The 26,129-nt window shown below is 67.6% G+C and carries 20 protein-coding genes and 3 tRNA genes; 11 read left to right on the top strand and 12 right to left on the bottom strand.

Annotated elements, in window-relative coordinates; translation table 11 throughout:
• The first annotated feature begins 108 nt into the window (after positions 1-108).
• From L3Q65_RS22710 to L3Q65_RS22700, 3 genes are all read left to right on the top strand, one after another.
• Positions 109-1,470 (top strand): amidase, encoded by a 1,362-nt coding sequence (locus L3Q65_RS22710; RefSeq protein WP_182894073.1) that lies wholly within the window; start codon positions 109-111, stop codon positions 1,468-1,470.
• Complete coding sequence (locus L3Q65_RS22705; protein ID WP_182894074.1) at positions 1,467-2,651, top strand: MFS transporter; 1,185 nt, start codon at positions 1,467-1,469, stop codon at positions 2,649-2,651. Before L3Q65_RS22710 ends, L3Q65_RS22705 begins: the two co-directional genes overlap by 4 nt.
• Before the next feature lie 81 nt (positions 2,652-2,732).
• Positions 2,733-3,401: a FadR/GntR family transcriptional regulator gene (locus L3Q65_RS22700; protein WP_237600755.1), complete on the top strand. Its 669-nt coding sequence runs from the start codon at positions 2,733-2,735 to the stop codon at positions 3,399-3,401.
• A 9-nt stretch (positions 3,402-3,410) separates the two neighbouring features.
• On the opposite strand, the gene L3Q65_RS22695 is transcribed toward L3Q65_RS22700, so the two are convergent.
• Together L3Q65_RS22695 and L3Q65_RS22690 are read right to left on the bottom strand one after the other, a co-directional pair.
• The gene (locus L3Q65_RS22695; RefSeq protein WP_182894076.1) at positions 3,411-3,770 is read right to left on the bottom strand and encodes a hypothetical protein; all 360 of its coding nucleotides are present in this window, start codon (positions 3,768-3,770) and stop codon (positions 3,411-3,413) included.
• Positions 3,763-5,070, bottom strand: a complete 1,308-nt coding sequence (locus tag L3Q65_RS22690; protein ID WP_182894077.1) for a pre-toxin TG domain-containing protein — start codon at positions 5,068-5,070, stop codon at positions 3,763-3,765. Before L3Q65_RS22690 ends, L3Q65_RS22695 begins: the two co-directional genes overlap by 8 nt.
• A gap of 231 nt (positions 5,071-5,301) precedes the next feature.
• Here L3Q65_RS22690 and L3Q65_RS22685 point away from each other — a divergent pair, with 231 nt between their 5' ends.
• The 3 genes from L3Q65_RS22685 (at position 5,302) to L3Q65_RS22675 (ending at position 6,726) form a co-directional block, all read left to right on the top strand.
• On the top strand, positions 5,302-5,673 hold the full coding sequence (locus L3Q65_RS22685) for a hypothetical protein (protein WP_182894078.1): 372 nt from the start codon (positions 5,302-5,304) through the stop codon (positions 5,671-5,673).
• Between the two features lie 57 nt (positions 5,674-5,730).
• Positions 5,731-5,979 carry a hypothetical protein gene (locus L3Q65_RS22680; protein ID WP_237600754.1) on the top strand — a complete coding sequence of 83 codons (249 nt, stop codon included), beginning with the start codon at positions 5,731-5,733 and terminating at the stop codon, positions 5,977-5,979.
• A gap of 297 nt (positions 5,980-6,276) precedes the next feature.
• Positions 6,277-6,726, top strand: coding sequence for a DUF4240 domain-containing protein (locus tag L3Q65_RS22675; RefSeq protein WP_182894079.1), 450 nt, complete (start codon positions 6,277-6,279; stop codon positions 6,724-6,726).
• Positions 6,727-7,105: 379 nt separating this feature from the next.
• Here L3Q65_RS22675 and L3Q65_RS22670 read toward each other — a convergent pair whose 3' ends face one another.
• The 4 genes from L3Q65_RS22670 to L3Q65_RS22655 form a co-directional block, all read right to left on the bottom strand.
• Positions 7,106-7,726, bottom strand: a complete 621-nt coding sequence (locus L3Q65_RS22670; protein ID WP_237600753.1) for an SMI1/KNR4 family protein — start codon at positions 7,724-7,726, stop codon at positions 7,106-7,108.
• Positions 7,727-7,843: 117 nt separating this feature from the next.
• Positions 7,844-9,340, bottom strand: coding sequence for a hypothetical protein (locus tag L3Q65_RS22665; protein ID WP_182894081.1), 1,497 nt, complete (start codon positions 9,338-9,340; stop codon positions 7,844-7,846).
• A 1,302-nt stretch (positions 9,341-10,642) separates the two neighbouring features.
• On the bottom strand, positions 10,643-10,819 hold the full coding sequence (locus L3Q65_RS22660) for a hypothetical protein (RefSeq protein ID WP_182894083.1): 177 nt from the start codon (positions 10,817-10,819) through the stop codon (positions 10,643-10,645).
• A gap of 169 nt (positions 10,820-10,988) precedes the next feature.
• A tRNA-OTHER gene (locus tag L3Q65_RS22655) sits at positions 10,989-11,065 on the bottom strand.
• Positions 11,066-11,258: 193 nt separating this feature from the next.
• Here L3Q65_RS22655 and L3Q65_RS22650 point away from each other — a divergent pair.
• Together L3Q65_RS22650 and L3Q65_RS22645 are read left to right on the top strand one after the other, a co-directional pair.
• A complete protein-coding gene (locus L3Q65_RS22650) occupies positions 11,259-12,569 on the top strand; it encodes an IS256 family transposase (RefSeq protein ID WP_370648202.1) in 1,311 nt (436 codons plus the stop codon).
• Between the two features lie 154 nt (positions 12,570-12,723).
• On the top strand, positions 12,724-13,425 hold the full coding sequence (locus L3Q65_RS22645; RefSeq protein WP_237600752.1) for a hypothetical protein: 702 nt from the start codon (positions 12,724-12,726) through the stop codon (positions 13,423-13,425).
• Positions 13,426-14,459: 1,034 nt separating this feature from the next.
• On the opposite strand, the gene L3Q65_RS22640 is transcribed toward L3Q65_RS22645, so the two are convergent.
• A tRNA-Pro gene (locus tag L3Q65_RS22640) sits at positions 14,460-14,533 on the bottom strand.
• 124 nt (positions 14,534-14,657) lie between these two features.
• Between L3Q65_RS22640 and L3Q65_RS22635 the strand changes: the two genes are divergently transcribed.
• A tRNA-Gly gene (locus L3Q65_RS22635) sits at positions 14,658-14,731 on the top strand.
• Here the strand turns inward: L3Q65_RS22635 and L3Q65_RS22630 are convergent.
• Positions 14,700-19,427 (bottom strand): HAMP domain-containing protein, encoded by a 4,728-nt coding sequence (locus L3Q65_RS22630; protein ID WP_220507996.1) that lies wholly within the window; start codon positions 19,425-19,427, stop codon positions 14,700-14,702. The two genes, L3Q65_RS22635 and L3Q65_RS22630, sit on opposite strands and share 32 nt — an antisense overlap.
• A 155-nt stretch (positions 19,428-19,582) precedes the next feature.
• Between L3Q65_RS22630 and L3Q65_RS22625 the strand changes: the two genes are divergently transcribed.
• Positions 19,583-21,094, top strand: coding sequence for a PP2C family protein-serine/threonine phosphatase (locus tag L3Q65_RS22625; protein WP_182894084.1), 1,512 nt, complete (start codon positions 19,583-19,585; stop codon positions 21,092-21,094).
• Positions 21,095-21,124: 30 nt separating this feature from the next.
• Here L3Q65_RS22625 and L3Q65_RS22620 read toward each other — a convergent pair whose 3' ends face one another.
• On the bottom strand, positions 21,125-21,280 hold the full coding sequence (locus tag L3Q65_RS22620; protein ID WP_182894085.1) for a hypothetical protein: 156 nt from the start codon (positions 21,278-21,280) through the stop codon (positions 21,125-21,127).
• Positions 21,281-21,376: 96 nt separating this feature from the next.
• Positions 21,377-22,681, bottom strand: a complete 1,305-nt coding sequence (locus L3Q65_RS47510) for a serine/threonine-protein kinase (RefSeq protein ID WP_182894086.1) — start codon at positions 22,679-22,681, stop codon at positions 21,377-21,379.
• 244 nt (positions 22,682-22,925) lie between these two features.
• Between L3Q65_RS47510 and L3Q65_RS22605 the strand changes: the two genes are divergently transcribed.
• A complete protein-coding gene (locus tag L3Q65_RS22605) occupies positions 22,926-23,378 on the top strand; it encodes a MarR family winged helix-turn-helix transcriptional regulator (RefSeq protein WP_182894087.1) in 453 nt (150 codons plus the stop codon).
• 39 nt (positions 23,379-23,417) lie between these two features.
• Here L3Q65_RS22605 and aspS read toward each other — a convergent pair whose 3' ends face one another.
• The gene (aspS, locus tag L3Q65_RS22600; protein ID WP_237600751.1) at positions 23,418-24,662 is read right to left on the bottom strand and encodes an aspartate--tRNA(Asn) ligase; all 1,245 of its coding nucleotides are present in this window, start codon (positions 24,660-24,662) and stop codon (positions 23,418-23,420) included.
• Positions 24,663-24,950: 288 nt separating this feature from the next.
• On the bottom strand, positions 24,951-26,099 hold the full coding sequence (xylA, locus tag L3Q65_RS22595; RefSeq protein ID WP_237600750.1) for a xylose isomerase: 1,149 nt from the start codon (positions 26,097-26,099) through the stop codon (positions 24,951-24,953).
• Positions 26,100-26,129: the final 30 nt, after the last annotated feature.

The following is a 26,129-nucleotide window of genomic DNA, read 5'->3' as shown; positions in this document are numbered from 1 at the left end:
AGACGGGCGAGCCCCGAGAACTTAATCGGTCGCGCCACAGAAGTAAGGATTGCCTAACTCCGAGCGCTCGGCTACCGTGCAAGTCCTCAGATGACATGAGGGGTTGAGATGACGGATCTGACGCTGGCCGAGCTGGCGGCAGCGGTGCGGGCCCGCGACGTTTCCCCGGTGGAGCTCGCCGAGGAGTACCTGGGCCGGATCGATCGCGACAACGAAAAAGTGGGCGCCTACCTCGCGGTGGACCGCGAAGGGGCGCTCGCGGCCGCACGCGAGGCCGAGGCGCTGGTCTTGTCCGGCACGCGCGATCTGCCCGCGCTGTGCGGGGTGCCGGTCTCGGTGAAGGACACGTGGCCGGTGAAGGGGCTGCGCTACACCGCGGGTTCGAAGGTCTTCGCGGATCGGGTGGCCGAGGTGGACGCGGCGGTCGTGACGCAGTTGCGCCAGGCGGGCATGGTGGTGCTGGGCAAGACCAACGCGGCCGAGTTCGGGTGCTCTTCCTGCACCGAGACAGTGTTCGGCGCGGCCCGCAATCCGCACGACCTCGCGCGCACCGCGGGCGGGTCCAGCGGCGGGGCCGCCGCTTCGGTCGCGGCGGGACTGGCCCCCGCGGCGCACGGCAGCGACGGCGGCGGCTCGGTGCGGATCCCCGCCGCGTGCTGCGGACTGGTGGGGATCAAACCGACCAGGGGCCGGGTGAGTCCCGCTCCCGGCCCGGACTCGGCCGGGCTGGCCACCGCGGGTCCGATCGCCCGCACGGTCGCTGACGCGGCACTGCTGCTGGACGCCATGAGCGCCGCGCGCCCCGGCGACACTCACCAGTTGCCTCCGGTGCCCGACGGACACTTCGCGAACAGCGCCGAGCGCGACCCCGGCCGGCTGCGGATCGGCGTGCTTCGCGGACCGGCGAGCGACGACCCGTGGTGCCGGCGGGCGTGCGAAGACACCGCCGCGCTGCTCGCGGATCTGGGGCACGACGTGGCGGACGCCGCACCGACCGGTCCGGACGACTACCGCGAGGAGTTCGCCGTCGTGTGGTCGCTGCTCGCCGCCTCGGTGCCGGTTCCCGCCGAGCGGGAGCAGGACCTGCTGCCGCTGACCCGCTGGCTGCGGGAAAAAGCCCGTGGCTATGACGCCGTGACCTTCATGTCCGCGCTGGTGTCGATGCAGGCCGCCGCCCGGCGGATCGCCACCCGCTACGACCGGTTCGACGTGGTCCTCAGCTCCGCCACGGCCGCCCTGCCACCGCTGGTGGGCGGCCTTGCCGACGCGGATCCCGAGCGGACCTTCGAGAACATGCTGGAGTTTCATCCGCTCACCCCGCTGGCGAACATCACCGGCCAGCCGTCGCTGACCGTCCCGGCGCTCCGGACACCCGGCGGGCTGCCCGCGGGCGTGCTGCTCACCGGACGCTACGGCGCTGAGACGACGCTCATTTCCGTTGCGGCACAACTGGAGCGGGCGCAGCGATGAGAAAAGCTCAACTGGGATTCCTGACCGGGACCCATGTCGTCAACGATCTGTACCAGGGCGCGGTGCCCGCGTTGCTGCCGTTCATGATGAGCGAGCGGCACTACAGTTACGCGGCGGTGTCCGGAATCGCCTTGGCCGCAACGGGTTTGTCCAGTGTCGTACAGCCGGTGTTCGGCATGATCGTCGACCGGTCCCACCGCAACTGGCTGGCACCCATGGGTTTCCTCGTGGCCGCCGCCGGCCTTGCCGCCGCGGGCTTCGCGGACAGCTACCTTCTCACGTGGATCTGCGTTGCCGTAGCGGGAATCGGCGTCGCCGCCTACCATCCGCCCGCCACCAATCAAGCCCGCGCGGCCGGTGGCAGGTCGCAGCAGGCGATGAGCCTGTTCTCGGTGGGCGGCACCTTGGGCAGTTCGCTCGCCCCCGCGCTCGTCACCGCGGTAGTCGGCTCGCTCGGCCTTTCCGGGACCTACCTGCTGGCAGTCCCTGCCTTGGTCATGGCGTTGCTGTGGTTGCTTAACCGCCGCAATGCCCCTGTTTTGGTCAGCAGCGGAAGCGCGGCCACCGAGCACACCGCAGACGTTCCGGACGACTGGCGAGCCTTCGGCAGACTTGTCGCGGCGACTGTCGGCTGGTCGATCCCTTACGTGACAGTGAGTTCGATGCTTTCGCTGTACGCGATTCGCGAACTGCACGCCTCGACCGCGGCTGCCGCGGTCACCCTGACCTCGTTCACGCTCGCCGGCGCCGCGGGCACCTTGCTCGGCGGCTGGCTGGGCGACCGGATGGGCCGCCTGATGCCGATCAGAACCGGCTACCTGCTGGGCATTCCGGCGCTGGCGGGCATCGTGCTCAGCCCGGGCCGGCTCGTCCTGGAACTCAGCGCCGTGCTGTTCGGCCTGGCCATGTTCCTGCCGTTCGCCAACCAGGTGACGCTCGCTCAGGACTACCTGCCCACTCGTCCCGGCACCGCCAGCGGGCTGACCCTCGGCCTGGCGATGTCGGTCGGCGGGCTGAGTTCGCCGCTGTTCGGCTGGCTGGCCGACGCCGAGGGCCTGCGGTTCACGCTCGGCGCGGTGCTCGTGGTCTACGGCGTCGCCGTGCTGTTCGGCACCCGCTTGCGCGACCGCGTCCTGCCTGTTCAGCCATGCGAAAAGTCTTCTGAGGAGCTGGTGACCTGATATGTTGCGCGGGTGATCGGCGGATCACCCGGGCCTCGCCGCGCGACGGGCCGGATTGCCCGGCAGGGAGAGGAACACGACATGACGGTCCGGGCAGTACACCGAACGTCACTGGTCGACGCGGCGACGACGGAACTGCGCCGGCTGATCGGCGAGGGCGAGTGGCCGGTCGGGGCCAAGCTGCCCAACGAGATCGAACTGAGCCGCCTGCTCGGGGTCGGACGGTCCACCGCGAGAGAGGCCGTCCGCGCCCTGATCTCCGCAGGCCAGCTGTACTCGCAGCAAGGCTCGGGCACCTACGTCGCCTCCGCGACCCCACTGTCCGATTTGGACCGCAGGCTGCGCAGGGCCGAGGTGATCGACGTATACGAGGTCCGCGTCGCACTGGAGGTCGAGGCGGGCGGCCTGGCCGCGACCCGCCGCACCGCCGCCGACCTCAAGGCGCTCCGCACAGCACTGGCCGCCCGCGACCGCGCCGGCTCGCTGCCCGAACTGCTGGACGCCGACATCGCCCTCCACCGCGCGGTCGTCGCCGCGGCACACAATCCGGTGCTGCTCGACGTATTCGACTCTTTCCTCGACGCCATGCGCGCCGTGGCCACCAGCGTCACCACCCTGGACACCGAAGGGGACCCGAACCACGCGCACCACGACCTGGTAGCCGCCATCGAAGCCGGCGATCCGGACGCCGCCGCACAGGCGACGCGCCGCAACGTCGAACACACCCTGGCCCGGCTCCGCCGGAGTTAGCGCCGAGGTTCACCGCGCCCGGCGGTCCCCTTCCGGCGTGTTGGCGAGCCAGTACAGGCCCAGCCGGGGTCGCCAGCCGACTGCTTGGCAGTCGCGGACGACGCGGTCCACGGTGTCTTCGACGGCGGCGGGGGGCCATGGTTCGAATCCGGTGTTGCCGATCTCGCCCACGACCATCAGTTCTTCGCGGAGCAGGCAGTCGAGCACGGAGGCGAAGAATCCGGTGAAGCGGTCGCTGTCTTCGGGAACCACCTGTGCGGCGTTGGTGATCAGCCAATCCAGCGGAACCCAGTCGTCGAGACCGTCCGCGATGGTCTCGGCGACGACCCGCTCGACATCGTTCGGCGCTGGCGAACCTGACTCATCCATCAACGTGCACCTTGAGCTTTTCTTTGAGCGGCGTGTCGAAGTCGATGGTTTCGCCGCCTGATCTGGACATGTTCCGCCATTGAATAGTGACGCCTTCGCCGAGGTCGTACACGTCGGGGATCTTGTCTCCGCGTGAGGGGAGCCTCCGTGCGCCGGCGGTCCAATGGTCGAACAGCGTCCGCAGCTCGGTGGCGTTCGACACTATTTTCACGCCGCTGTTCTTGCCCTGGGGCAGTGCGTCGAACGAAACGCGCCAGTTTTTGGCCCCGTTCTTCGCCGCGAGCTCGATCGCGCGGGAAACCTTCGCCGCTCGTTCGACGGCGAGGAGCTTCTTGAGGGCGCCGCCGCCGACCGGGACCGCGGCCATGCCGTAGAGGGCGCGTTCGAAACCGTCGAGTTCCTGCTGGGTGAACGCGTCCTTCCCGACGATCGCCTCGACCGCGCTCTTGACGCTGCCGATCCCGGGAAGGAAGTCCGTCACGGCCGACAGGACCGCCTTGACGTCCGGATTGAGCGAGCCCGAATGGGTCGGGTGGCCGAAGGCCTCGTCGAAATCGAAGGTGATGCCCTTCAGCGACAACCCGCCCACCGGCATCCACGGGGTGGCCGTGAACTTGTCCAGGGTCCGGTTGGCCTCGGCGAGGATCGTGTTCGCCGCGGTCAGATCGCGTTTGGCCCCGGCGAAATCCCGGTCGGCCTGCGCCATGGCGACGCGGATCCGGGCGGCGCTGTCGTCCAGCTGGGCCGCCGCCTGCGCGATGCCGGCCGCGGTGGCCGCCAGCCCGCGGTTGTTGGCTTCCAGCGCGGCGACGTCGATGTGGATGTCCAGATCCGGGAGCGCGTTGAACTGCGCTATGGCCGACTTGGCGATCGCAGCCAGTTCGGGCAGAGACTTCACCACGACCGACGTCGCGACGACGGTGTCGCGCAAGGGCTGCAGCGAGTCCTCGCGGAACCGGTCGAGCGCCTGGTTCGCCCGGGAGACGTCTCCGGCGTCGATCGCTTCCCCGACCTCGTCCAAGGTCCGGGCGGCTTCCTTGAGCGCGTGACCGGCGACCTCTGCGATGCCCTGGCGCACGTGCCCGAACACCAGAGCGCCGAGCTGGGTGCGGGCGACCGCCTTGCCCGCCACGAGCGCCGCTTTGGCCCGATCGGCGGCCTTGCACGCCGCCAGCTCCGGATGCCGGTCGCAGAGAATGGACGCCTGTGCGGGAGAGACTATTGCCATGAGCATCGCGACGATCGCGACGACAAGACCGGCGACGCCCCCACGGCGTGCGGCCTGAATACGGGAGCGCACCCGTGTCCTCCTTGATTCTTGATCAGCGGAAAGGAGCGTAAGACACCTCCGCGAGCTCCGGTGACCGGCAGGACGATTTGTGTCGGTGCGCACAAAGGGGTAACGAAAAACGACGCCGGTGGACGTCGTGAACTAATGGCGAAAATTCCCCCGGACGCTATCCTCATGCCTGAGCCTGCTCTCCCCACCAGAGCAGCCGTGTCCAGGACCAGGCCGGGAGTAGTACTGACAGTGGCGGGCTTTTCGGACTTCGACAGCCACGGTGACCTCTACTACGGAGGCGGAGCGGCCCGGTTTTCCTTCGGCCTGCTGGTGGTTTCTTCCCCGGACAGCGTCGACGACCACGCGGGCTGGGATCCAGCTCGCGAGAATGTGCATGCCGGCAAGGATTCGTTGCACGTGTCCGTTCGCCAGTCGGCCAGCGGACCGGTTGCTGTCGCGTGCGTCGAAGAGCCCGCCATTCCGCAGGGGCTCGAACTGTTGCACCGCGGCGTGATCCGTCTGGAATTGCCCGTGGAACGCGACTTGAACACGGTGTCCGTCTACGGCGACGATCCCGCGGAACCAGCTGAAGTCGTCGTAGTGCTCGGTGTTAAGAAATAAGCGGCATGCCATCAACGATAAATCGGCAGCCTGGAAAGACTGTCGACGGGAGTGAATGTGACGAATATCGAGCAGCTTATGGAGAAGCTGGGCCGCTCAGGCATCACCGCAATCCTCAAAGTGGACGACGAGAGGATGGCGGAGGGTGGTAAGCCGTGGACGTTGGTGATGTCGGGCCCGGGGCTCGACGGGCAGGGATTCATCCGTGCCGAGGCAGCCAGTCTCGACGGCTGCCTGAAGCAAGGGCTCACGCAACTGCGTGCCAGCTCTGGTGGTTTTGAATGGCTGGACGAGATCCAGTATTGATCGAATTCAGGGGTTCCCGGAGGCGGCAGTCGCATGCAGATCCTCAGGCGGAAGGAATGTCATGGACGAGCGGGCATTCGGCGAGGCGGGTGTCTGCCAGTGACCTGGTCTGGAGCCCCGGGTCTCTGCCCCGACTTCCCGACCCGGTCGGACTGGCCGTTGCCGAGGAACCCGTTGGCGCGCGCGGCTTTCCCGCCGGAAGGGCCGTGCGCGAGCCGAAGCCGCATCGATCGAAGAACTGGGCGGTATCGGTTGTCTCGGCGACACCATCGACTCACCCGGAAGGAACAGGCCCTGATGAACGACCACGAGTTCTGGGCACTCGTCTCCTTGGTGCGGCGGGACCCTCCGGCGACGGATCAGGCCGCTTTCGCTCCCCTGGAAGCGGAACTCGGCAGGCGCGGGGAAGCGGAGATCAAGCAGTTCGAGGACATCCTCGCCCAGCGTCTCTACGACCTGGACCGGTCAGAGCTTGCCGCGGTGCCGTCCGCCGCCACCGGTTTGCCTCTCTCCAGCGATTCCTTCCTGTACTACCGGGGAGCGGTGGTGCTGGCGGGGGAGCAGGCCTACCGGTCCGTTCTCGAAGACCCGGAGAAATTCCGTTCGTACACCGGGGTCGGCGGGCCTGAGGCGGAATTCCTGCTCTACGTCGCGCAACACGCCTACGAGAGTTCGACAGGAAAAGAATGGGAGCACGTCAGCCCTGTCGACTACGAGACGGGTTCGAACCCGGCGGGCTGGAGCTGACGGGGTTCAGCGAAACTCGGGGTTCCCTCCGTTCGGTGTCCTCGGGCTCGGCTGGCTCCAGCGGTACCGATCCGGCCGCGCTTCGAGCCCTCGACGCCGGATGGTGCGACCGGGTCGGCGAGCCGGATATGGAAAAGCACACGGCGTCGGCAGCAACCGCGGCGCGTATGGGCCTCTTGTTCTCTGTTTCGGGTGACATGGCCCCTTGCTGCTCAACGCGGGCCGGGCCAGTGCAGCTTCTGCCCGAACTCATTCACCGGACCATTGCCGCCGCCGCAAACTGGAACGTCAGGCGCATCTGCGCGGTGCTGCGGCACTCGGCGGCTCGTCCGGCCCGCGGACAAGTCCCGCGGCAGGGCGAGTTCTGTGTTCCGTCGCGCTAGTTCGCGGCCATGCCCCAGTTCAGTGCCCCGTCGTTGTCGATGACGACGCGGCTTTCGGGTCGGTCGGGCACGCGTCCGGCTGCGTGGTCGTCGAGGCGTTCGGCGACGTAGGCGAGCATGGCTGTGACGTCGTCCCATTCGACAGCGTAGGCCCCTTCGCTGGCGTACCAGGTCATGACGCAGCCGTGGTCCTGGCCGGGGCGGAGGTCGACGCAAAGCAGGCCGCCGTCGATGGAGCGGCAGACCGGGACGAGGGCGGTGCAGTAAGGGAATGCGGGCTCGCCTGCTGGTTTGCGATGTTCGCCGTACGCGGTGCAGCAGCCGGGGTCTGGGTACTCCGCATTGCCCGCGTATTCCTCTCGGGCGCGTGTCACCGAGAGCGGCATGAAATGGGTCGGTATCAGCGACCCGGCATGGTAGTCGCGCCGGTCGTCGACACCGTCCGTGACGCTCCACCACGTCAGCAGGTCGGCGGGCAGGCGGCGGCCCACAATGCGTTCAAGCTCCCGGATGTTGTCGGCCGGGCCTGCGGGGTGGATCGCGTGCGCGGTGGCTGGTGCATGTTCTCGCAGCACCGCGGTGATCCGCTGCCACGCTTGTGTCACCGGTTCGGTCACTCGGGCCAGCCTCCTGCGTGCGCCAGGCATCTGGTTGATGGGCGAAAGGCGGGTGCGTCCGGTGTGTTCGCCGGGCGCACCCGCAGGCTATCCGGTCCTCAGGACCGCTCAGCCGCTCTACGGAGTAATCGGGATGAAGAAACGTTCCTGGTCGTGCGGGTCCAGGGCGTCGTGGCGCTCGGGAACCAGCAGTTCCACGTCCAGGATCCGATGCGTCTGATACCAGGAGTACAGTCGTCTGCCAGCTTCGGTGTTGTGGTCGTGGTTGACCCATCGGACCGCGAAGTCGTTCGTGTGCTTGCCCGGGTCCAGCCAGTCCCCGGCCCCTTCGTAGGTGGAGGCGTAGGCGTATTCGTCGCAGTCGACTGGTGACGGTTCGTCGGGCAGCGGTGCTGGCATCCCCGCGGCCTTGCAGGCGGCTTCCGAAGTGTCTCGGTTGCGGTCGAGCACGATGTCATGGCCCTTGGCGCGAGCCACGCGGTGCAGGGAGTCGGCATGGGCGGGGGAGCCGCCGAGTAGTTTCTTGTCCGCCTTCGCGGGCCAGGTGGCGCCGGGGTTGGCGCGGGACTCCTCGACGAACTTGGCGTGCCGCCCGACCTTGGGGTCGCTCTTGGAGAACGCGAGTCCGGGCACGGCGCGGTCGAAGATGCTGCCCTGTTTGTCCCACAGGTAATCCGCGCTGTCGAAGCGCACGCCCCCTTCGAAACTCTTGGCGAAGTTGAGGGTGATGTCGGCGTCGGGCGCGAACTCGTATTCGGTGTGGAACACCCCTTGAGCCAGTTGCTCGCCGTACTGCGGGCTCGCGGGATAGCCCTCCGACTGCAGGGTGAACCAGGTCTGCGGGTTGGCCTTCCATGCTGAGAGGAGGTCCTCTCTGCTGTCGCGGCCGGCCTGCGGATGGCACGCGTCGCCGTTGCCGAGGTCGCCGTTCTTGATGCGGTACTCGCCGGCGCATTTGAAGGTCGCCTTCATGCGCGCGGTGGGCTTGTCGAACGTGCCGTTGGTGATGATCGGCTCGGACAGCAGCTGGAAGTCAGCGAAGCGCCGCTCGGGCTTCGCGGGGTCGCCGCCGATCTTGCCGTAGCCGATGAGCGTGTTGAACACCGCCAGGTAGCCGATCGGCCGGCACCTGAGGATCGAGCATTTCAGGTCCACCGCCCAGTTCATCTTGAGCTGGCAGTAGGAGAACCGGTTCTTGATCCACCCCGCGTCGTGGAACACCGAGGTGTTGCCCCAGCACTCAGCCGGGGTCTGGACGTACTGGTAGGGCTCGACGGGTTTGGCGCCCCGGTCGAACGCTGCGCTGTCGACGACGTAGGGCGGGTCGTCGACAGCTTGCAACGGAGGGGGAGACAGCACGGTCTTCCCGCCCTCGGATCTGGACACTGGTTTAATCCCCAGCGCGTCCAGAGATCCGTCCCGCTGCAGTGCTGTCACTATCTTCTCGGGGTGCTTCGCCAGCTCCGGATCAGAAACGACATACCCCACCAGCCTGCGCGTCTCGGCCCGTGGTTCCACGGCCTGTGCGGGCAGCGAACTCGCGATCATGCACAACGACGCGAGCACGGCCAGCGCCCCGCCCGCCTTCCACCGGCCCGATCTTCTTCGTGACATCGAGCGAACACCTCTCTTCTGAAGAGTCGATCGAATACCGCAATTTCCGTTTCGAAACCTGCTGTGGAACCGGATTTCGCAATGGACCGCAGCGATGCTGGGGTCGTTCGCTATTGCGCAACGGTGCACCGGCTGTCGCGCCAATTCAGGGCGCTACTGGTTCATTGCTTCACGGATGAGATTTGAGTATCTGCAGTCATGCGAAAAAATCAAATCTCGTCGGATAATTCAGCATCCTGCGTCATGGGATGCGCGGTAGGAAAGCATCGATCATGGTTTCATTTCTCGGTCTGGCGCGTGGCGGGCTTGTATCGCGACCGCCTTTTATCAGCGGTTTCTCCATGTTCTTGCGGCCCGCGCGCCGAAAAACGCATATACCCCCTGTCGTCAACCGAGCCCCTGTTGCGCGTCTTTGGTGCCTGCTGTGAGTAAGTGCGATGCGCCAGTGTCGGACCTATTCGCTGAATGTGCTCTGTCGGCCGACTTCTTGACTGTCGACAGGGTGAAGGTAGCACCGGGAAGGCGTCGACAATACGACCGAACGGACGCTTCTCGTAAACCTTTCCCCGGTGCGTTTTTCGTACCCGGGCAGGGAAGGAGGTTGAACTCTAAACAAGGGAATCTGTCTTCTGCGGTGTGCCTTGGGTATCGGCGCTCGTTGTCAAGACGCTCGTTCACGCCAGTAGATCCAGCCCCATCTGGCCGAGATGACAGGATTGCGCCCTGTGGTCCCGCTTCCCCGACGGAATGGGCGCCGATTTGTCAGGACAGTATTGCTGGCGCGGCCCGTTCGTCGAGCCTTACTCCGCTCCGACTGCCGCGAGTGGATGCGGTTCTCCGGTCAGCCCTGGCAGAGCGGCAGCGATTTCTTCGAGCTTCGCCGCGACGTAGGTGTGCGTGTTGCCTGCCCGGCTGACGACGGGAACGTGCCCTGCGTGCCCGGCTGCGACGGCGAACCCAAAGTTGCGCTCGGCCCAGGTCAGCGTGGTGTATCTGAGCCAGTGGGGGGTGACACTGAGGTTCTTGACCTGCGGGAGCTGTTCTCCGATTCGGTACCACAGGTACTTCGTCGCGGCGGCTGTGGAAGTCGCGGCCTTGGCAGTTCCGGAGCACCTCCTTGATGCATGCCACCGGGGTGATAGGAATCGGCTGGTCCGGGATGTGCGGCGGTTTCATGCGGGTCATCGGATGGTGCTCGATCGCCTCCTCAGCTATCAGCCAGTGGAACCACGCGCTCAACGCACGGCGATTGTTGTTCGCATTGCCAGGACTGGTTGTTGCGATGCGGTAGGCGACCCACCGTTAGCCGTGGTTCGGTTCGTAGTCTTCGGGCTCGGGCGGAACGGAAGCGAGCCACGCCTCGGGGTCGTCTGCTTCGGGCGGTGCGATCGGGTCGGCGAGCCAGATGCGGAAGAAGCGCACGGTGTCGCAGTAGCCGCGGATCGTGCGGGGACTCTTGGTCTCGGCCTCGAGTGACATAGCCCACTCGTCGATCAACGCCCGCCAGGACGCGGGAGCGAGGATTAGGGCTCGGGCGCGCAGGTGAAATCCTCAAACAGAAGAGCCGCCAACCACCGCACAAGCACCCGCCCCGCGCCTCACTGCACGAAAAAGGGGCTGAACCCGCAGGTCCAGCCCCTATCGGTCGGGATGACAGGATTTGAACCTGCGACCCTCCGCTCCCAAAGCGGGAACGGCTAAGCGCAGTGCTACACCAGTATAGCCGCTGGTCGGGGATGAGCGGAAATCGTCAAATAGGAGGGTCGCAGAACGATCTTGTTTGAGAGTGGTGCAGTGGCGAATGTCCCTCGTCCGGCGGCGCAGGCTCCGTCCGTGAAGCTGCACGAACTTCGAGGGGCTTCGATTCGAGCGTTCGGACGATCGCGCTGACTGTGCCTCTGCGGAATAGTCCGTGGTTATGCGCAACCGCAATCCTGAACGCGTGATCGAGCAACGCATCGCGAGTCATGTCCAAAGGGGTGAGCCGGTGCGTCTGGCATCAGTGGCAGCGACGACCATCATGCGGGTCCTGCTCGGCCGAGCGACTCCGCGGCGCGGACGAGCCCCGCTGTTTCATCTGTGTGACGCGCGCATCAGCGGCGCGGCGCTGAACGAGGAAATGACCGAGCACCTCGGCCACGAGAAGAATCAGGCGGAGCCGGACCGGGAATCGACCAACGTGCGAAACGGCAGTCGGTCGAAGACCGTGATCTCGGACTCGGCCGGCGAGGTGCGGGTCGAGGTTCCGCGGGATCGGGAAAGCACGTTCGAACCCCGGATTGTGAAGAAGCGGCAGCGTCGACTGGCCGATGTGGACGAGATCGTGTTGTCGCTGTACGCGAAAGGAATGACAACCGGGGAGATCTCCGCGCATTTCGGTGAGATTTACGGGGCGTCGGTGAGCAAGGAGACGATCTCGCGGATCACCGACAAGGTTGTCGCCGAGATGCAGGAATGGGTCAACCGTCCACTCGACGCGATCTACGCGGCGGTGTTCATCGACGCTATCCACGTCAAGGTCCGCGACGGCCAGGTCGCCAACCGGCCGGTCTACGCGGCCATCGGCGTCACCGTGGACGGGCAGAAGGACGTGCTGGGGCTGTGGATAGGCGTCGGCGGCGAAGGCGCGAAGTTCTGGATGAGCGTCCTGGTCGACCTGAAGAACCGCGGCGTCCGCGACGTGTTCTTCCTCGTCTGCGACGGACTCAAAGGCCTCCCCGAGACTGTCGCGAGCGTATGGCCGCAAACCGTTGTTCAGACGTGCATCGTCCACTTGATCCGCAACACGTTCCGCTTGGTCGCGCGGCAGCACTGGGACGCAGTCAAGCGGGACGTCAAACCCATCTACACGGCACCCAATCCCGCCGCTGCGCTCACGGCATTGGACGATCTCGAGGAGAAATGGGGAAACAAATACGGAGCAGTGATTCGGCTATGGCGCAACGCTTGGGAAGAGTTCGTTCCCTTCCTTGACTACGACGTTGAAATCCGGCGCATGATCTGCTCGACGAACGCTATCGAATCACTCAACGCCCGCTACCGGCGGGCGGTTCGCGCCCGCGGGCATTTCCCGACCGAGCAGGCCGCGATGAAGTGCCTGTACCTTGTGACCCGCAGCCTGGACCCGACCGGGACCGGCCGCGCCCGATGGACGATGCGCTGGAAACCCGTGATCAACGCATTCGCCATCACGTTCGGTGACCGCTGGCCGGGAGCCGAAACCTACTGATCAACAACGCCGGAAACACCGATCACGAGATAGACCCCACTACACGCGCGAGCAGTTGGCGCAGAAAGGTGTGCTCAGGGAACAACCTGCGGCGAAGCAGGCACACCGGAAAGCGTGGGTCAACAATCACTCGCTTCGGACCCGGGACCCTGACATGTTGGCGAAGCGCTGGGGTGCGTATGCGCAGCTAACATACACTGGCGACTATTTCTGGAAAGCGGAAACTGGCGACAAGGGCGAGCGTGCCTGTTTTGGTCTAACCGGATGCCGGATGGCATGGATCCATATTCTGGAACATCCGGACGATGTGGACGGGGCTAAAGAGCTCGCGGCATTCTATTGCTTGGATCATGCCGACGACTGTCACACGGAGGTGTATCTTAACGGTGCGGTAAACGATGCGATGGAAGCTGCGATATTCCTTGGAAGAGGAAGTTACGCTACTGCTGCTGGTGGGGCGCGTTCCGTCGCGGCAGAGGGTGCGGGGGCTCGGGCTGCAGCGGAACCGGTGGTCGATCCTGAAATTGCAGGCTCGGCGATGGTTAGGGTGGGTCGCTGGATGGGTCGCGACGAATACGATAAGATGGTAAAAACGGGAATGGTTCAGGAAGGTCGAGGCGGAGTGACTTACGTGGCATTTCCGGCGACTCCAGAAGCGTACAGGGGTCCGGCTAAGCCTGATACGGGCTACGTCGAGTTTGATGTGCCGGAAGATTCTCTTTATTCTGCCGGTGATCCTAGATGGATGAGGATGTCGACACCAGACGGCCAGCCGGGGCGGATCGCGCGGCTTAAAAATCTACCCATTCCAGAATTGCCGCCGGCTTCAAATATTAGTGGTTGGGCGCAGAAATGACCGATACATTCGCAGTGGTTGACGAGACCGCTGCCTGGATAACTGATCGCCGCGCAGATTTAGAAGATCGCGGAATGACGGTAGTCGTAGATTCCGGAGGTGCTCGAATGAACACCTCTATATCTATATCGATCGATTACCGAAGCCGACTTAGTCAATTGATAATATGGGACACTGGAGAGGCGCAGTTGATGCGTGCAGATGTTCTTCAGGATATCGACCGAGATGACCACAGGGAAATTCACTCGCGAGATGATCTGCAACGTACGCTGGGCGAATTTGCGGCGTGGACCTCTGCGGTCACATAGTCGTCGTGTTGTAAGTGCATACTTCCGGTAAATTTAGTCAGACGTCGGTGGCGCTCGTGGCAGATATGTCGTTCAGGCCGCTAGATCGGCGTGCTGGCGGCGATCGCCAAGGATCGAGCCGACTCGCCATCGACACAGCTGGCTCAGTGCTCCGATCGCGCCGACTCCTGTTCGACACGGCTCTTTCGCGGCAGGCGAACGGATGCGGCTACTCCGGTAGCAGTCCGGCGATGAAGTGCGACCCCAGTGGACCCGGCGAGCACCACGATGTCGGCTGTTGCCCCTTCGGAGAAGATGCAGGTCGGAAGATATGGTGCCGATACCAGCGCGCCTTTGCGCGCGCGACCAGTTAGAGCATAAAGGCATTCATTCTCCACGACTGGTCGGCGTCCGAGTAGGCGGTGCACGTCGTGAGGGGGTAAACCTGCGCGCGCCAGCCACGATTCCAGGGTGCCGGCTTCCGGCGGCGCGGCAGGGGCGCCGAGCTGGGCGGAAGAATCACGCGGCGTCCCAGCGGCTGCGGATCGTGAGCGGGCCCTGATTTCACTCTCGAGTGACATAGTTCACTCATTGATCAGCATCTCTCAGGGGGCGGGAGCGAGACCGAGACTCAGGTGCGCAGCTGAAAATCCTCAAATAGGAGTGTCACTGAGCGCTGTGCTAGCTCCCGGGCCGCGCCCGGCGGCACGAAAAAGGGGCTGAACCCGCAGGTCCAGCCCCTCTCGGTCGGGATGACAGGATTTGAACCTGCGACCCTCCGCTCCCAAAGCGGATGCGCTACCAAGCTGCGCCACATCCCGGCACCCCCGAAGCCCTGGCTTCCGGACCCTCTCGAGGCCTCCGGAACCCATGTACCCGGGGGGTGTACGACCCACCCTAGCGGGCACGCTAAGCTTGCTTCGCTCCCGGGTCACCGAGGGCGCTGCGGGTGTAGCTCAATGGTAGAGCCCTAGTCTTCCAAACTAGCTACGCGGGTTCGATTCCCGTCACCCGCTCCAGTACTTCTCCGTCCGACGAGGACGACGCCGCGTCCGCCTCCAGGCGGGCGGCGATCACGTCCAGCAGCAGGTCTGTGTCCACCGGCTTCGTGATGTAGTCGTCCGCGCCGGAAGCCAGGGTTCGTTCGCGGTCTTCCTCCGTCGCTTTCGCGGTGACGGCGATCACAGGCAAGTCTTCGTGGGCCGCCTCGGCGCGGATGGCTGCGATGGTGGCGTTGCCGTCCAGCTCCGGCATCATCACGTCCATCAGCACCAGTGCGGTGTCCTCGTGGCGTTCCAGTGCCCGGATTCCGGCCACGCCGGTGTCGGCGTAGATGACTTCCAATCCGGCCTGTTCCAGGACCGCTGCGAGGGCGAAGACGTTGCGCAGGTCGTCGTCGACGATGAGGACCTTTTCGCCGTTGAAGCGTTTCGGGGCGCTGTTCGGCTCTGCCACGGTGATGGTGCTCGGCAGGACCGGCAGCTTGGGGGTGGGCCGCACGGGCGTCGTGGGAGCGATCAGGTTCGCGGCGCCGACCGGCAGGTACAGCGTGAAGGTGCTGCCCCGGCCGGGGACGCTGCTGACCCGCAGTTCGCCGCTCAACAGCTCGGTCAGCTGCTGGCTGATCGACAGGCCCAGGCCGGTGCCGCCGTATTTGCGGCTGGTCGTTCCATCCGCTTGGCGGAACGCGTCGAAGATGACTTCCAGCTTCTCCTCGGGGATGCCGATGCCGGTGTCCTCGACGCCGAACGCGATGATCCCGGCCGCCGAGCGCAGCGACTCCTGCTCGACTTCTTCGGGGTCCGCCATCCGGATGTGCAGGCGTACGCCGCCTTCGTCGGTGAACTTCGCGGCGTTCGAGAGGAGGTTCCGGAGCACCTGCTGGAGGCGGTGTTCGTCGGTGTGCACGCTGCCCGGCACCGGCGGGTCGATCAGGACCGCGAACTCCAGGCCCTTGTCCGCGGTCAAAGGCCGGCACAGGGATTCGACGTAGTTCACCAGTTCCGGCAGCGTCACGTCGGACATCTGCAGGTCCAGCTTCCCGGCCTCGACCTTCGCCAGGTCCAGGATGTCGTTGATCAGCTGCTGGAGGTCGGACCCGGCCGCCCAGATCGTCTTCGCGAACTGGATCTGCTTCTCCGTGAGGTTGCCCTCCGGGTTCTCCGACAGCAGTTTCGCCAGGATCAGCGCGCTGTTGAGCGGAGTTCGCAGCTCGTGCGACATGTTCGCCATGAACTCGTTCTTGTACTGCGACGCGACCGTCAGCTGCCCGGCCCGTTCCTCGAGCTCCTGGCGAGCCTGCTCGATCTCGATGTTCTTGACCTCGATGTCGCGGTTCTGCTGAGCCAGCAGCGCCGCCTTCTCGGCCAGCTCGGTGTTCGACCGGCGCAGTTCGCCCTGCTGGGCCTGCAACTGCTCGGACCGCGCGCGCAGTTCCTGGGCCAGCCGCTGCGATTCGGTCAGCAGCGCCTCGGTGCGCGAGTTCGACAGGATCGTGTTCACGTTGACGCCGATCGTGTGCCGCAGCTGCTCCAGCAGGTCCAGGTGCACCGCGGAGAACTCGTTGACCGACGCCAGTTCCAGCACGCCGAGCACCTCGCCCTGGAACAGCACCGGCAGCACGATCACGTTGACCGGCGGGGCCGAGCCGAGCCCGGACGACACCAGCGCGTACTCCGGGGGAGCGCCGTTGACCAGTATCGTCCGCCGGTCCACGGCGGCCTGGCCGATCAGCGATTCGCCGAGCCGGAAGCGCAGGCCGGTGCGGGCCTGGGCGAGGCCGTAGGCGGCGATGCAGTCGAGCAGCTTGTCCGGGTCTCCGGCGTCCTCGTCGTCGTGCGCGATGAAGAACGCGCCCTGCTGCGCGCTCACCAGCGGGGCCAGCTCGGACAGGATCAGGGTCGCCACCGAAGCGAGGTCGCGGTGCCCCTGCATCCGGCCGGACAGCCGCGCCAGGTTCGTCTTCAGCCAGTCCTGTTCGCGGTTCGCGGAGGTCGTCTCCTTGAGGTTCGCGATCATCTGGTTGATGTTGTCCTTGAGGTCCGCCAGCTCGCCGGACGCGTCCACGGTGATGTGCCGGGTCAGATCGCCCGCGGTGACCGCCGTCGCGACCTGGCCGATCGCGCGGACCTGGGTGGTCAGGTTGCCCGCCAGCTGGTTCACGCTCTCGGTCAGCCGCTTCCAGGTGCCGGACACGCCTTCGACCTCGGCCTGACCGCCCAGCTTGCCCTCGGTGCCGACCTCCCGGGCGACCCGGGTGACCTCCGCGGCGAACGCCGATAGCTGGTCCACCATCGTGTTCATCGTCGTCTTGAGCTCCAGGATCTCGCCCCGGGCGTCGACGTCGATCTTGCGGGACAGGTCGCCGCGCGCGACCGCCGTGGTGACCTGCGAGATGTTCCGCACCTGGCTGGTCAGGTTGTGCGCCATGAAGTTGACGTTCTCGGTCAGGTCCTTCCAGGTCCCGGCCACGCCGGGGACCCGCGCCTGACCGCCGAGGATGCCTTCCGTGCCCACTTCCCGGGCGACCCGGGTGACCTCGTCGGCGAACGCGCGCAGCGTCTCGACCATGTCGTTCAGCGTCCCGGCCAGCGCCGCGACCTCGCCCGCCGCGTCGATCGAGATCTTCTTCGACAGGTCGCCGTTCGCCACCGCGCTCGCCATCGTGGCGATGCTCCGGACCTGCACGGTCAGGTTGTCGGCCATGACGTTCACGTTGTCGGTGAGGTCTTTCCAGATCCCCGCGACGCCGGGGACGCGCGCCTGACCGCCCAGCCGTCCTTCGGTGCCGACCTCGCGCGCGACCCGGGTGACCTCGTCCGCGAAGGCGGACAGCTGGTCGACCATCGTGTTCAGGATGTTCTTGAGCTCCAAGATCTCGCCGCGCGCGTCGACGGTGATCTTCTGCGTCAGGTCGCCGCGGGCCACCGCCGAGGTGACGTGCGAAATGTTCCGCACCTGCTCGGTCAGGTTGTTGGCCATGAAGTTGACGTTGTCGGTGAGGTCCTTCCAAGTGCCCGCGACGCCCGGCACGGTCGCCTGGCCGCCGAGCTTTCCGTCCGTGCCGACTTCGCGGGACACGCGGGTGACTTCGTCGGCGAAGGCGGACAGCTGGTCGACCATCGTGTTCAGCGTGGTCTTGAGTTCGAGGATCTCGCCCTTGGCGTCGACCGCGATCTTCTTGGTCAGGTCGCCCCGCGCGACCGCCGTCGCGACCTGCGCGATGTTCCGGACCTGCGCGGTGAGGTTGTTGGCCATGAAGTTCACCGAGCCGGTCAGGTCGCGCCAGATGCCGGCGACCCCGGGCACGGTGGCCTGGCCGCCCAGCTGCCCTTCCGTACCCACTTCGCGGGCCACTCGGGTGACCTCGTCGGCGAAGGACGAGAGCTGGTCGACCATCGTGTTCATCGTGGTCTTGAGCTCGAGGATCTCGCCGCGCGCGTCGACGGTGATCTTCTGCGTCAGGTCGCCCTTCGCGACCGCGGTGGTCACGTGCGAGATGTTCCGGACCTGGTCGGTCAGGTTGTCGGCCATCTGGTTGACCGAGTCGGTCAGACCGCGCCACGTGCCCGCCGCGCCGGGGACTTCCGCCTGACCGCCGAGGCGGCCCTCGCTGCCGACCTCGCGGGCGACTCGGGTGACCTCGTCGGCGAAGGACGAGAGCTGGTCGACCATCGTGTTCAGCGTCGTCTTCAGCTGCAGGATCTCGCCGCGCGCGTCGACGTCGATCTTCTTCGTCAGATCGCCCGCCGCGACCGCCGTGGCGACCTGCGAGATGTTCCGGACCTGGTCGGTCAGGTTGTCCGCCATCAGGTTCACCGAGTCGGTGAGGTCGCGCCAGGTGCCCGCCACGCCCGGCACGCGTGCCTGGCCGCCGAGGCGTCCCTCGGAACCGACCTCGCGCGACACCCGGGTGACCTCGTCGGCGAACGACGAGAGCTGGTCGACCATCGTGTTGATGGTGTTCTTCAGCTCGAGGATTTCGCCCCGGGCGTCGACGTTGATCTTCTGCGTCAGGTCGCCGCGGGCCACCGCCGTGGTGACCGAGGCGATGTTCCGGACCTGCTCGGTGAGGTTGTCGGCGAGGAAGTTGACCGAGTCGGTGAGGTCGCGCCAGGTCCCGGCCACGCCGGGGACCTCGGCCTGGCCGCCGAGGCGGCCCTCGCCGGCGATCTCGCGGGAAAGCCGGATCACTTCGGCGGCGAACCGCGAAAGCTGCGCGTTGAGGCCGTTCACGGTCTTCGCCAGCTCGGCGTACTGCCCGCGCAGCGGACGGCCGTCCAGCTGCAGCGCCATCGGCTGCGACAGATCGCCCTCGGCGACCGCGCCCAGCACCCGGTCCAGCTCCACGACCGGGCGGCTGACGTCCTCGATCAGCCCGTTGACCGTGTCGACCGCGGTGGCCCAGCCGCCGGGGCCGATCTCGGTGCGCACGCGCTCGGTGAGCTTGCCCTCCTGGCCGACCTCGCCGCGCACGCGCATGAGTTCCGTCACGAGCCGCTGGTTGCGTTCGGCGATGTCGTTGAACGCCGACGCGAGCCGGGCGGTGATCCCGTCGCCGTGCGCCACGAACCGCCGCCGGAAGTTGCCGTCCCCGAGGTCGTGCACCGCGGCGAGCAGCCGCTCCAGCGCCGCGACCTCGTGCGCCGGGACGGAATCCGGGTCAAGGGCCCCGGAGTTCCGGGTGCTCCCGGAAGCCTGGGGAGTCTCTGTCATCTCTGCCGACCTTCCCACCACGCGTGTGCCAGCCATGGTCGTCGACCCAGCCTGCCACGGTTCGCCCTACACTTCGACCCAGTCCGCCCGCGCACACTGTGCCAACCTGGAAGGACCAGGACCGTCAGGTCGACCCGGAGGCAGGAGGTTCGTGCATGGTGTCACGGCCCGCTCCGGCGTCGGCCCTGCCACCCGGCGCCGAGCTGCCCGGGCACGCCGGCTTCTGGCGCTCGGTGCTCGACGACGTCCGGGAGCCGGTGTTCCTCCAGGACCCGGAAGGCGCCCTGCGCTGGGCCAACGCGGCGGCGCAGCGGCTCGGCCCGGCCGAGCTCGTCAGCGTGACCGAGACCACCGGCAAGGTCGGCCACCGGCCGGCCAAGATCCGCGCGCTGCCCGGCGGCTGGCGCGCCTGGACCGTGGTCGACGACGGCCGCCGCCGTCCGGAAGAGTTCCTCGCCGAGGCCGGTCCGAAACTGGCGCTCGCGCGCGGACGGCACGGCACGGCGCGGGTGATCGCCGAACTGGCGGCGTCCGCTTTGGGTGATTGCGCCTTCGTGCTGCTGCCGACGACCCGAGGCCGCTGGGAGTGGTGGAGCTGCACCGAGCACGGCGCGGCGGGCCACGGCCGGATCCGGCGGGTGCCGGCGCAGCTCGCGCCGGTGGTGTCCGATGCGATCACGGAAGTCGCCCGGCCGGAGGTCCGCGCGGTCCCGGCGACTGAAGTGGCAGCGCTTCCGGCCGCGGTCGCCGAGCCGTTCGAGGGGCACCTCGAGGTGTCGGTGGTCTCGTTCGGCTCCGGAATGGCGGGCGCGGTGCTGCTCGGCAGGCGCGGCGAGCCCGCGTTCGGCCTGGCGCAAGGCGAGGCCGTCGAGGCGTTCGCGGACGCGGCCGGCACGGCGCTGGCCAACGCGCAGCGCTACGCCCGCCAGGAGGAAGCCACGCGCGGGCTGGAATCGACCTTGCTGCCGACGCCGCCCGCGCAGGTCGACGGCGCGAATTTCGAGCTGTGGTACGAGCCCGCGGGCGGGGTGCTGGGGGTCGGCGGCGATTTCTACGACGTTCTTTCCCGCGCCGACGGCAGCGCGTTCGTGGTGGTCGGCGACATCTGCGGCAAAGGCGCCGAGGCGGCCGCGCTGACCGGCCGGGTGCGGCATTCGCTGGCCGCGCTGCATCTGGTCGAACGCGACGGCCGGACGATGCTGCGGCTGCTCAACGAACTCCTGATCTCCGGCGGCAGCAACCGGTTCGCGACGCTCGTGCTCGGTTCGGTCGCCGCCGCGGAGTCCGGGCTCGACGTCACCCTCGCCTCCGGCGGCCATCCCGCCCCGCTCGTGCTGCGGCGCGGGGGAGGGGTCGAGGAGATCAGCGTGCCCGGCACGCTCGTCGGCGTGTCTCCGCAGGCGCGGTTCGCCGAGGCGACGACGCATCTCGAGGAGGGCGACGTCTGCCTGCTCTACACCGACGGCGTCACCGAAGCCCGCAACCGCACGGAATCCACCGAACTGTTCGGCGACGAACGGCTCTACACGGTGCTGGAGGACTGCGTCGGGCAACCGGCGCGGGAAGTCGTGCGCCGGTTGCGCGAGGCCGTGCGGGAATGGCTCGGGAACTCCGGCCACGACGACATCGCGGTGCTGGCGATCGAGGCCGCGCCGCGCGCGGAGTAAGCCCGGCTTCCCCTGCGCGGCAACGGAAAGCTACTTCCCGGGCTGGACTTCCGGCTCCGGTTCCGGCGCGCGCTCCGGCTCCGGAACGGTCTTGGCGTCCGGTTCCGGCTCGGCCGCGCGGGCGGTTTCCGGGCGCTCGAAGTGTTCGCGGCACTGCCGTCCGAACCGACGTGAGTGTGCGGTCATCGGTTCCACCTCCCCGGCTCGCCACCAGGATCGCGCGCCGGGACGGACTTCGCCACCGAATTGCGCCGCGTCAGCCGACCGGGTGGTCCGGTCTGTCTAATGTGGAGTCTTCCCGCTCGGCGGGCCGGTGACGGTGTTCCGGGGCGGTTTCGCCTGTCCCGGCGGGGTTCTCGGCGGGGTCCGGCCCGGCTGGCTCGTCTGGCTGGCCTGGCTTTCCGGCGCCGGTCCGGTCTGGGCCGTCGTGCCGGGCGGCACAGTCGTGGTCTGCGCGGGCGTCGCCGCGTTCGTCGAACGGACCGGGGGCGCGGCCGACGAATGCCGGGGAGCCGAGTCCGGTGAATCGGACGGAGCGGAAGAGGGCGGAGAAACCGGAATCGGAGCCGGTTCGGGGCCTGGCGCGGACCCGGTGGCGGGGCGGAGCGGAGTGGCGAGCAGCAGCGTTCCCGCCGCGACCAGCACGACCGGCAGGCCCGCCGCGAGCACCGCGCGCCGGCGCGAGACCCGGTGGCGGCGGCAGAACACCGCCAGCCGCGTTTTGATCGGAAGCCGCAACGTTTCCGTGCCGCGCAACGCACGCGCCACGGCGGTCGCGGAGGGTCTTTCTTCCGGATCGCGCATGGTCATCGCGCGCAGAGTCCTCGCCAGCGGTTCCGGCGTACCCGGCGGCACTCGCGGCGACCGGTGCAGCCGCACGACCGCGGTTTCCGCCGCCGTGCCCGGGTATTCGCGGACGCCGGTCAGGCATTCCAGGAGGACGAGCCCGAGCGCGTACACGTCCGAAGCCGGGCCTGGGTGCTCGCCGAGCACCTGCTCCGGAGAGAGGTAGGCCGCCGTCCCGACGACCGCGCCGGTGTCGGTCACGCGGGTCGCGTCCACGATGCGCGCGACGCCGAAGTCGGCGATCCGCGGACCGTCGTCGGACATGAGGATGTTGGCGGGTTTGAGGTCGCGGTGGGTCACTTCGTGCGCGTGGACGTGCGCGAGCGCCTCGGCCAGCTGTGCACCCAAATCGACGACCTTGTCGGCGGGCAGCGGCCCGGAACGCAGCCATTCGGACAGAGTGGGCCCGTGCACGCAGTCCATCACGAGGTACGCGTGCTCCTCGTCGACCCCTGCGTCGACGAACCCGACCAGTCCCGGATGCCGCACCGCGCGCAGGGCCGCTATCTCTTGCTCCCGGCGGTTGCGTCCCAGTTCGACCGCTCCGGCGTGGAACAGCTTCACCGCGACCGCGGCTCCGGTTTCGCGGTCCTCGGCGCGGTGCACGCAGGCTGTCGCGCCTTCGCCGATCCGCTCGCCCACCTCGTACCGGCCGGCCAGGACCAGCGGAGCGGGCCCGTACCGGCCCAGCGCGAACCGTCTCGCGGTCGTGCCCGCGTCCGAATCGCCGGTGCCGGTCATGTGCCGCTCGCCTTTCCCCCGGGTAGCGGGGACAACTTACTCGCCGGCGGGCGAGGACAAAAGCCGCGCCGCGGTTCGGGGGAGGACGGCCGAGGCCCTGCGGGGCGGACCTCCCGGCGTTTCGCGAGTACAGTGGCAGTCGAGCACTATCGGCGCGCGCAATACTTGCAACCACATTGACCTGCGCTGATGCCGCTCGGGGCCGCGGCCGCCCGCAACCGGGGCCGTCTGGAGGAGGTGCACCATGTCGGTGTCGGACGACGCCGTCGAGGCGCGCGCGCAAGGCTGGCGGACGCTGGCGGCGCTGCACGCGCGGATCGAAGACCGGCTGAACCGCGCGCTGGAAAGCGAGCACGAGCTGTCGGTGAGCGAGTACACGGTGCTCGACGTGCTCGGCCGCCAGGACGGCTTCCACCTGCGGATGAGCCAGCTGGCCAACGCGGTGGTGCTGAGCCAGTCGGCGACGACCCGGCTGGTCACGCGGCTGGAGGAGCGCGGCCTGCTCTCGCGCTACCTGTGCCAGGACGACCGGCGCGGCATCTACACCGAGGTCACGCCGTCCGGGCAGAAGCTGCTGGCCGCCGCCCGCCCGACGCACGACGCGGCGCTTTCCGCCGCGCTCGCCGAGGCGGAGGAACTGCCGGAGCTGGCCCCGCTGGTCACCGCGCTGGGGTCGCTCACTTTCGCTGCCAAGTGACGTGCGGGGAACCCTGCTCAGGGTTCCCCGCACGGACAGTCAGGGCCGCAGGCGGTGCAGGTCGCGGGGGAAGAGCGTCGCCCCGCGCACGTTCGCCACGCCCAGCACGCGCGCGACCCAGCGCTCCAGCCCGATCGCGAACCCGCCGTGCGGCGGCATGCCGTACGCGAACACGTCCAGGTAGTCCGAGTACTGCGCGGCCGCCTCGCCCAGCACGGCCAGGTAGTCCGCGTGCCGATGGAGCCGCTGGCCGCCGGTCACCAGTTCCAGGCCGCGGAAAAGCAGGTCGAAACTGTTCGACCGGACTGGGTCCGCCGGGTCCGGATGGGTGTAGAACGGCCGTTTCGCCATCGGGTATCCGGTCACGAACAGGAACTCCGACCCGTGTTCCCGCTCGGCCCACTCGCAGAGCCGGCGTTCGTGCGCGGGCGCGAGGTCCGGTTCGCCGCGCGGGTCCTCGCCGGTGTTCCTGGCCAGAAGTTCTTGTGCCGCGGCGAAATCGATCGACGGGATCTCTTCGGGCACCGCGGGCGCGTCCGGTCCGGCGGCAGCGGCCATCTCCGCTATGACGTCGCGCAGCACGGCCATCACGTCGCGGTGGCCGGCGATGAAGCCCAGTTCCGCGTCGAGACTCGTGTACTGGGCCAGATGCCGTGCGGTGTCATGCGGTTCGGCCCGGAAAACCGGCCCCACCTCATACACCCGCTCGAACACCCCGACCATGGCCTGTTTGAAGAACTGCGGCGACTGCGCGAGGCAAGCCGGACGGCCGAAGTAGTCGAGCTGGAACACATTCGCCCCGGATTCCGTCGCGGTGGCAACGATTTTCGGGGTGTGAATCTCGGTGAATCCCTGCCCGTCCAACACTCGTCGAAACGCCGCGACACTGGCGGCGGCGACCTCGAATCGCCGCCGCAGCAACGGATGTCGCAATGCGACCGCGGCATTGTCCAGCACCACAGGCAAACCGGCGGCTACTTCCGGCCGGTAAAGATCGAACGGCGGCCGCTTTTCCGGCGCGGACAACACTTCTAACGCCGGCTCCCGCAGCTCGACTCCTTGCGGTGCCCGCGGATTGGCGACTACCTGCCCGGTGAGCCGCACCACGGTCTCCTCGGCGACCTCCGGCGGCTCGGCGAACACCGCCTGCGCGGTGCCGGACCGGTCGCGAATGACGAGAAATGCCACGGATTTCAGCACGCGCCGGCGGTGCACCCAGCCGGCGATCGTCACGGTGGAGCCCACGCGGTCACGCAGGCAGGCCACCGGGGTGCGGGTACTCATTCCTTCTCCTGAGCGCACTCGGCGACCCCTTGGGGGTGCGGGCGAGAAGGGACACTCGCGGTGCCACCGCACCTTCGCCGCCGGTGGGCGGCCTCGTTCTGGCCGGATGACGGCGGCCGGGCCGGCGGGGCATTTCCTCCCCGCACTCGGGAGTGTCTTCGCGCTGGGCCGCGACGCTGCCTTCTCACCGGCGGCAGCTCTCTGTCCCTCGCGGTGCCCTGCGCTACTTGTCTCCGTCAACGTGTTGCCCGCAACGGTAAAACACCGCCGCCGCCCGCGTCGCCTGATTTACCGGACGCCGAGCAGATGCTCGAGGGCCAGCTGGTTGAGCCTGGTGAAGTGATACCCGCGGCGACCGGCCGCTTCGGCGTCGAACTCGTCGGCGGCCAGATCGTCCAGGGTTTCGCCGGGCGCGAGCGTCGGCGTGGCCAGCTCCGGCACCCGCGACGCGGCGAGCGCTTCGGCGACTTCCGGATCGGCGCGGAACGCGCGGGCTTTCTCGCGCAGGATCAGGTACGTGCGCATGTTCGCCGCCGCGGAAACCCAGACGTCCTCGGGATCCTCGGTGCGCAGCGGCTTGTAGTCGAAGTGCCGCGGGCCGTCGTAGCCGCCGTGCTCCAGGAGGTCGACGAGGAAGAACGCGCTGGTGAGATCGCCGTGCCCGAAGATCAGGTCCTGGTCGTACTTCGGGCCGTGCTGGCCGTTGAGGTCGAGGTGGAACAGCTTGCCCTGCCACAACGCCTGCGCGACGCCGTGCACGAAGTTCAGCCCGGCCATCTGCTCGTGGCCGACCTCCGGGTTGAGCCCGAACAGCTCGGGCCGCTCCAGCTGCGAGATGAACCCGAGCGCGTGGCCGATCGTCGGCAGGAGGATGTCGCCGCGCGGTTCGTTCGGCTTCGGCTCCAGCGCGAACCGCAGGTCGTAGCCCTGCGAAACGGCGTAGTCGGCGAGGACGTCGAGCCCTTCCTTGTACCGGGCGAGCGCGGCGCGGACGTCTTTCGCCGCGTCGGATTCCGAGCCTTCGCGGCCGCCCCACAGGACGTAGGTCTGCGCGCCGAGTTCCGCGGCGAGGTCGAGATTGCGCCGGACCTTCGTCAGCGCGTAGCGCCGGATGTCGCGGTCGTTGCTGGTCAGGCCGCCGTCCTTGAACACCGGATGGCTGAACAGGTTCGTCGTCGCCATCGGCACGCGCAGGCCGGTTTCGTCCAGCGCCTTCCGGAACCGGGCGATCGCGGTGTCGCGGTCCGGTTCGGTGGCCAGCAGGTCGTCGTCGTGGAAGGTGACGCCGTACGCGCCGAGTTCGGCCAGCCGGTGCACGCTTTCGACCGGATCGAGCGGCGGCCGGGTCGCGACGCCGAACGGGTCGGCGGCTGCCCAGCCGACGGTCCACAACCCGAACGAAAACTTGTCCTCCGGCGCGGGGGCGTAGTCGGCCATGCCCGTCCCTTCATTTAGTTCACGATGTAG

It is taken from the genome of Amycolatopsis sp. FU40 (assembly GCF_021903635.1).
Classification (GTDB): Bacteria; Actinomycetota; Actinomycetes; order Mycobacteriales; family Pseudonocardiaceae; genus Amycolatopsis; species Amycolatopsis dendrobii.
This window is presented reverse-complemented; position numbering and strand designations above follow the sequence as displayed.

Coding starts and splice junctions, on each gene's coding strand:
- L3Q65_RS22695 (WP_182894076.1), bottom strand. CDS start 3,770: ATGGATGAGTCAGGTTCGCCAGCGCCGAACGATGTCGAGCGGGTCGTC.
- L3Q65_RS22620 (WP_182894085.1), bottom strand. CDS start 21,280: ATGACCGCACACTCACGTCGGTTCGGACGGCAGTGCCGCGAACACTTC.
- L3Q65_RS22650 (WP_370648202.1), top strand. CDS start 11,259: ATGCGCAACCGCAATCCTGAACGCGTGATCGAGCAACGCATCGCGAGT.
- L3Q65_RS47510 (WP_182894086.1), bottom strand. CDS start 22,681: ATGACCGGCACCGGCGATTCGGACGCGGGCACGACCGCGAGACGGTTC.
- aspS (WP_237600751.1), bottom strand. CDS start 24,662: ATGAGTACCCGCACCCCGGTGGCCTGCCTGCGTGACCGCGTGGGCTCC.
- L3Q65_RS22700 (WP_237600755.1), top strand. CDS start 2,733: ATGACGGTCCGGGCAGTACACCGAACGTCACTGGTCGACGCGGCGACG.
- L3Q65_RS22625 (WP_182894084.1), top strand. CDS start 19,583: ATGGTGTCACGGCCCGCTCCGGCGTCGGCCCTGCCACCCGGCGCCGAG.
- L3Q65_RS22630 (WP_220507996.1), bottom strand. CDS start 19,427: ATGACAGAGACTCCCCAGGCTTCCGGGAGCACCCGGAACTCCGGGGCC.
- L3Q65_RS22665 (WP_182894081.1), bottom strand. CDS start 9,340: ATGTCACGAAGAAGATCGGGCCGGTGGAAGGCGGGCGGGGCGCTGGCC.
- L3Q65_RS22660 (WP_182894083.1), bottom strand. CDS start 10,819: ATGTCACTCGAGGCCGAGACCAAGAGTCCCCGCACGATCCGCGGCTAC.
- L3Q65_RS22710 (WP_182894073.1), top strand. CDS start 109: ATGACGGATCTGACGCTGGCCGAGCTGGCGGCAGCGGTGCGGGCCCGC.
- L3Q65_RS22605 (WP_182894087.1), top strand. CDS start 22,926: ATGTCGGTGTCGGACGACGCCGTCGAGGCGCGCGCGCAAGGCTGGCGG.
- xylA (WP_237600750.1), bottom strand. CDS start 26,099: ATGGCCGACTACGCCCCCGCGCCGGAGGACAAGTTTTCGTTCGGGTTG.
- L3Q65_RS22675 (WP_182894079.1), top strand. CDS start 6,277: ATGAACGACCACGAGTTCTGGGCACTCGTCTCCTTGGTGCGGCGGGAC.
- L3Q65_RS22645 (WP_237600752.1), top strand. CDS start 12,724: ATGTTGGCGAAGCGCTGGGGTGCGTATGCGCAGCTAACATACACTGGC.
- L3Q65_RS22705 (WP_182894074.1), top strand. CDS start 1,467: ATGAGAAAAGCTCAACTGGGATTCCTGACCGGGACCCATGTCGTCAAC.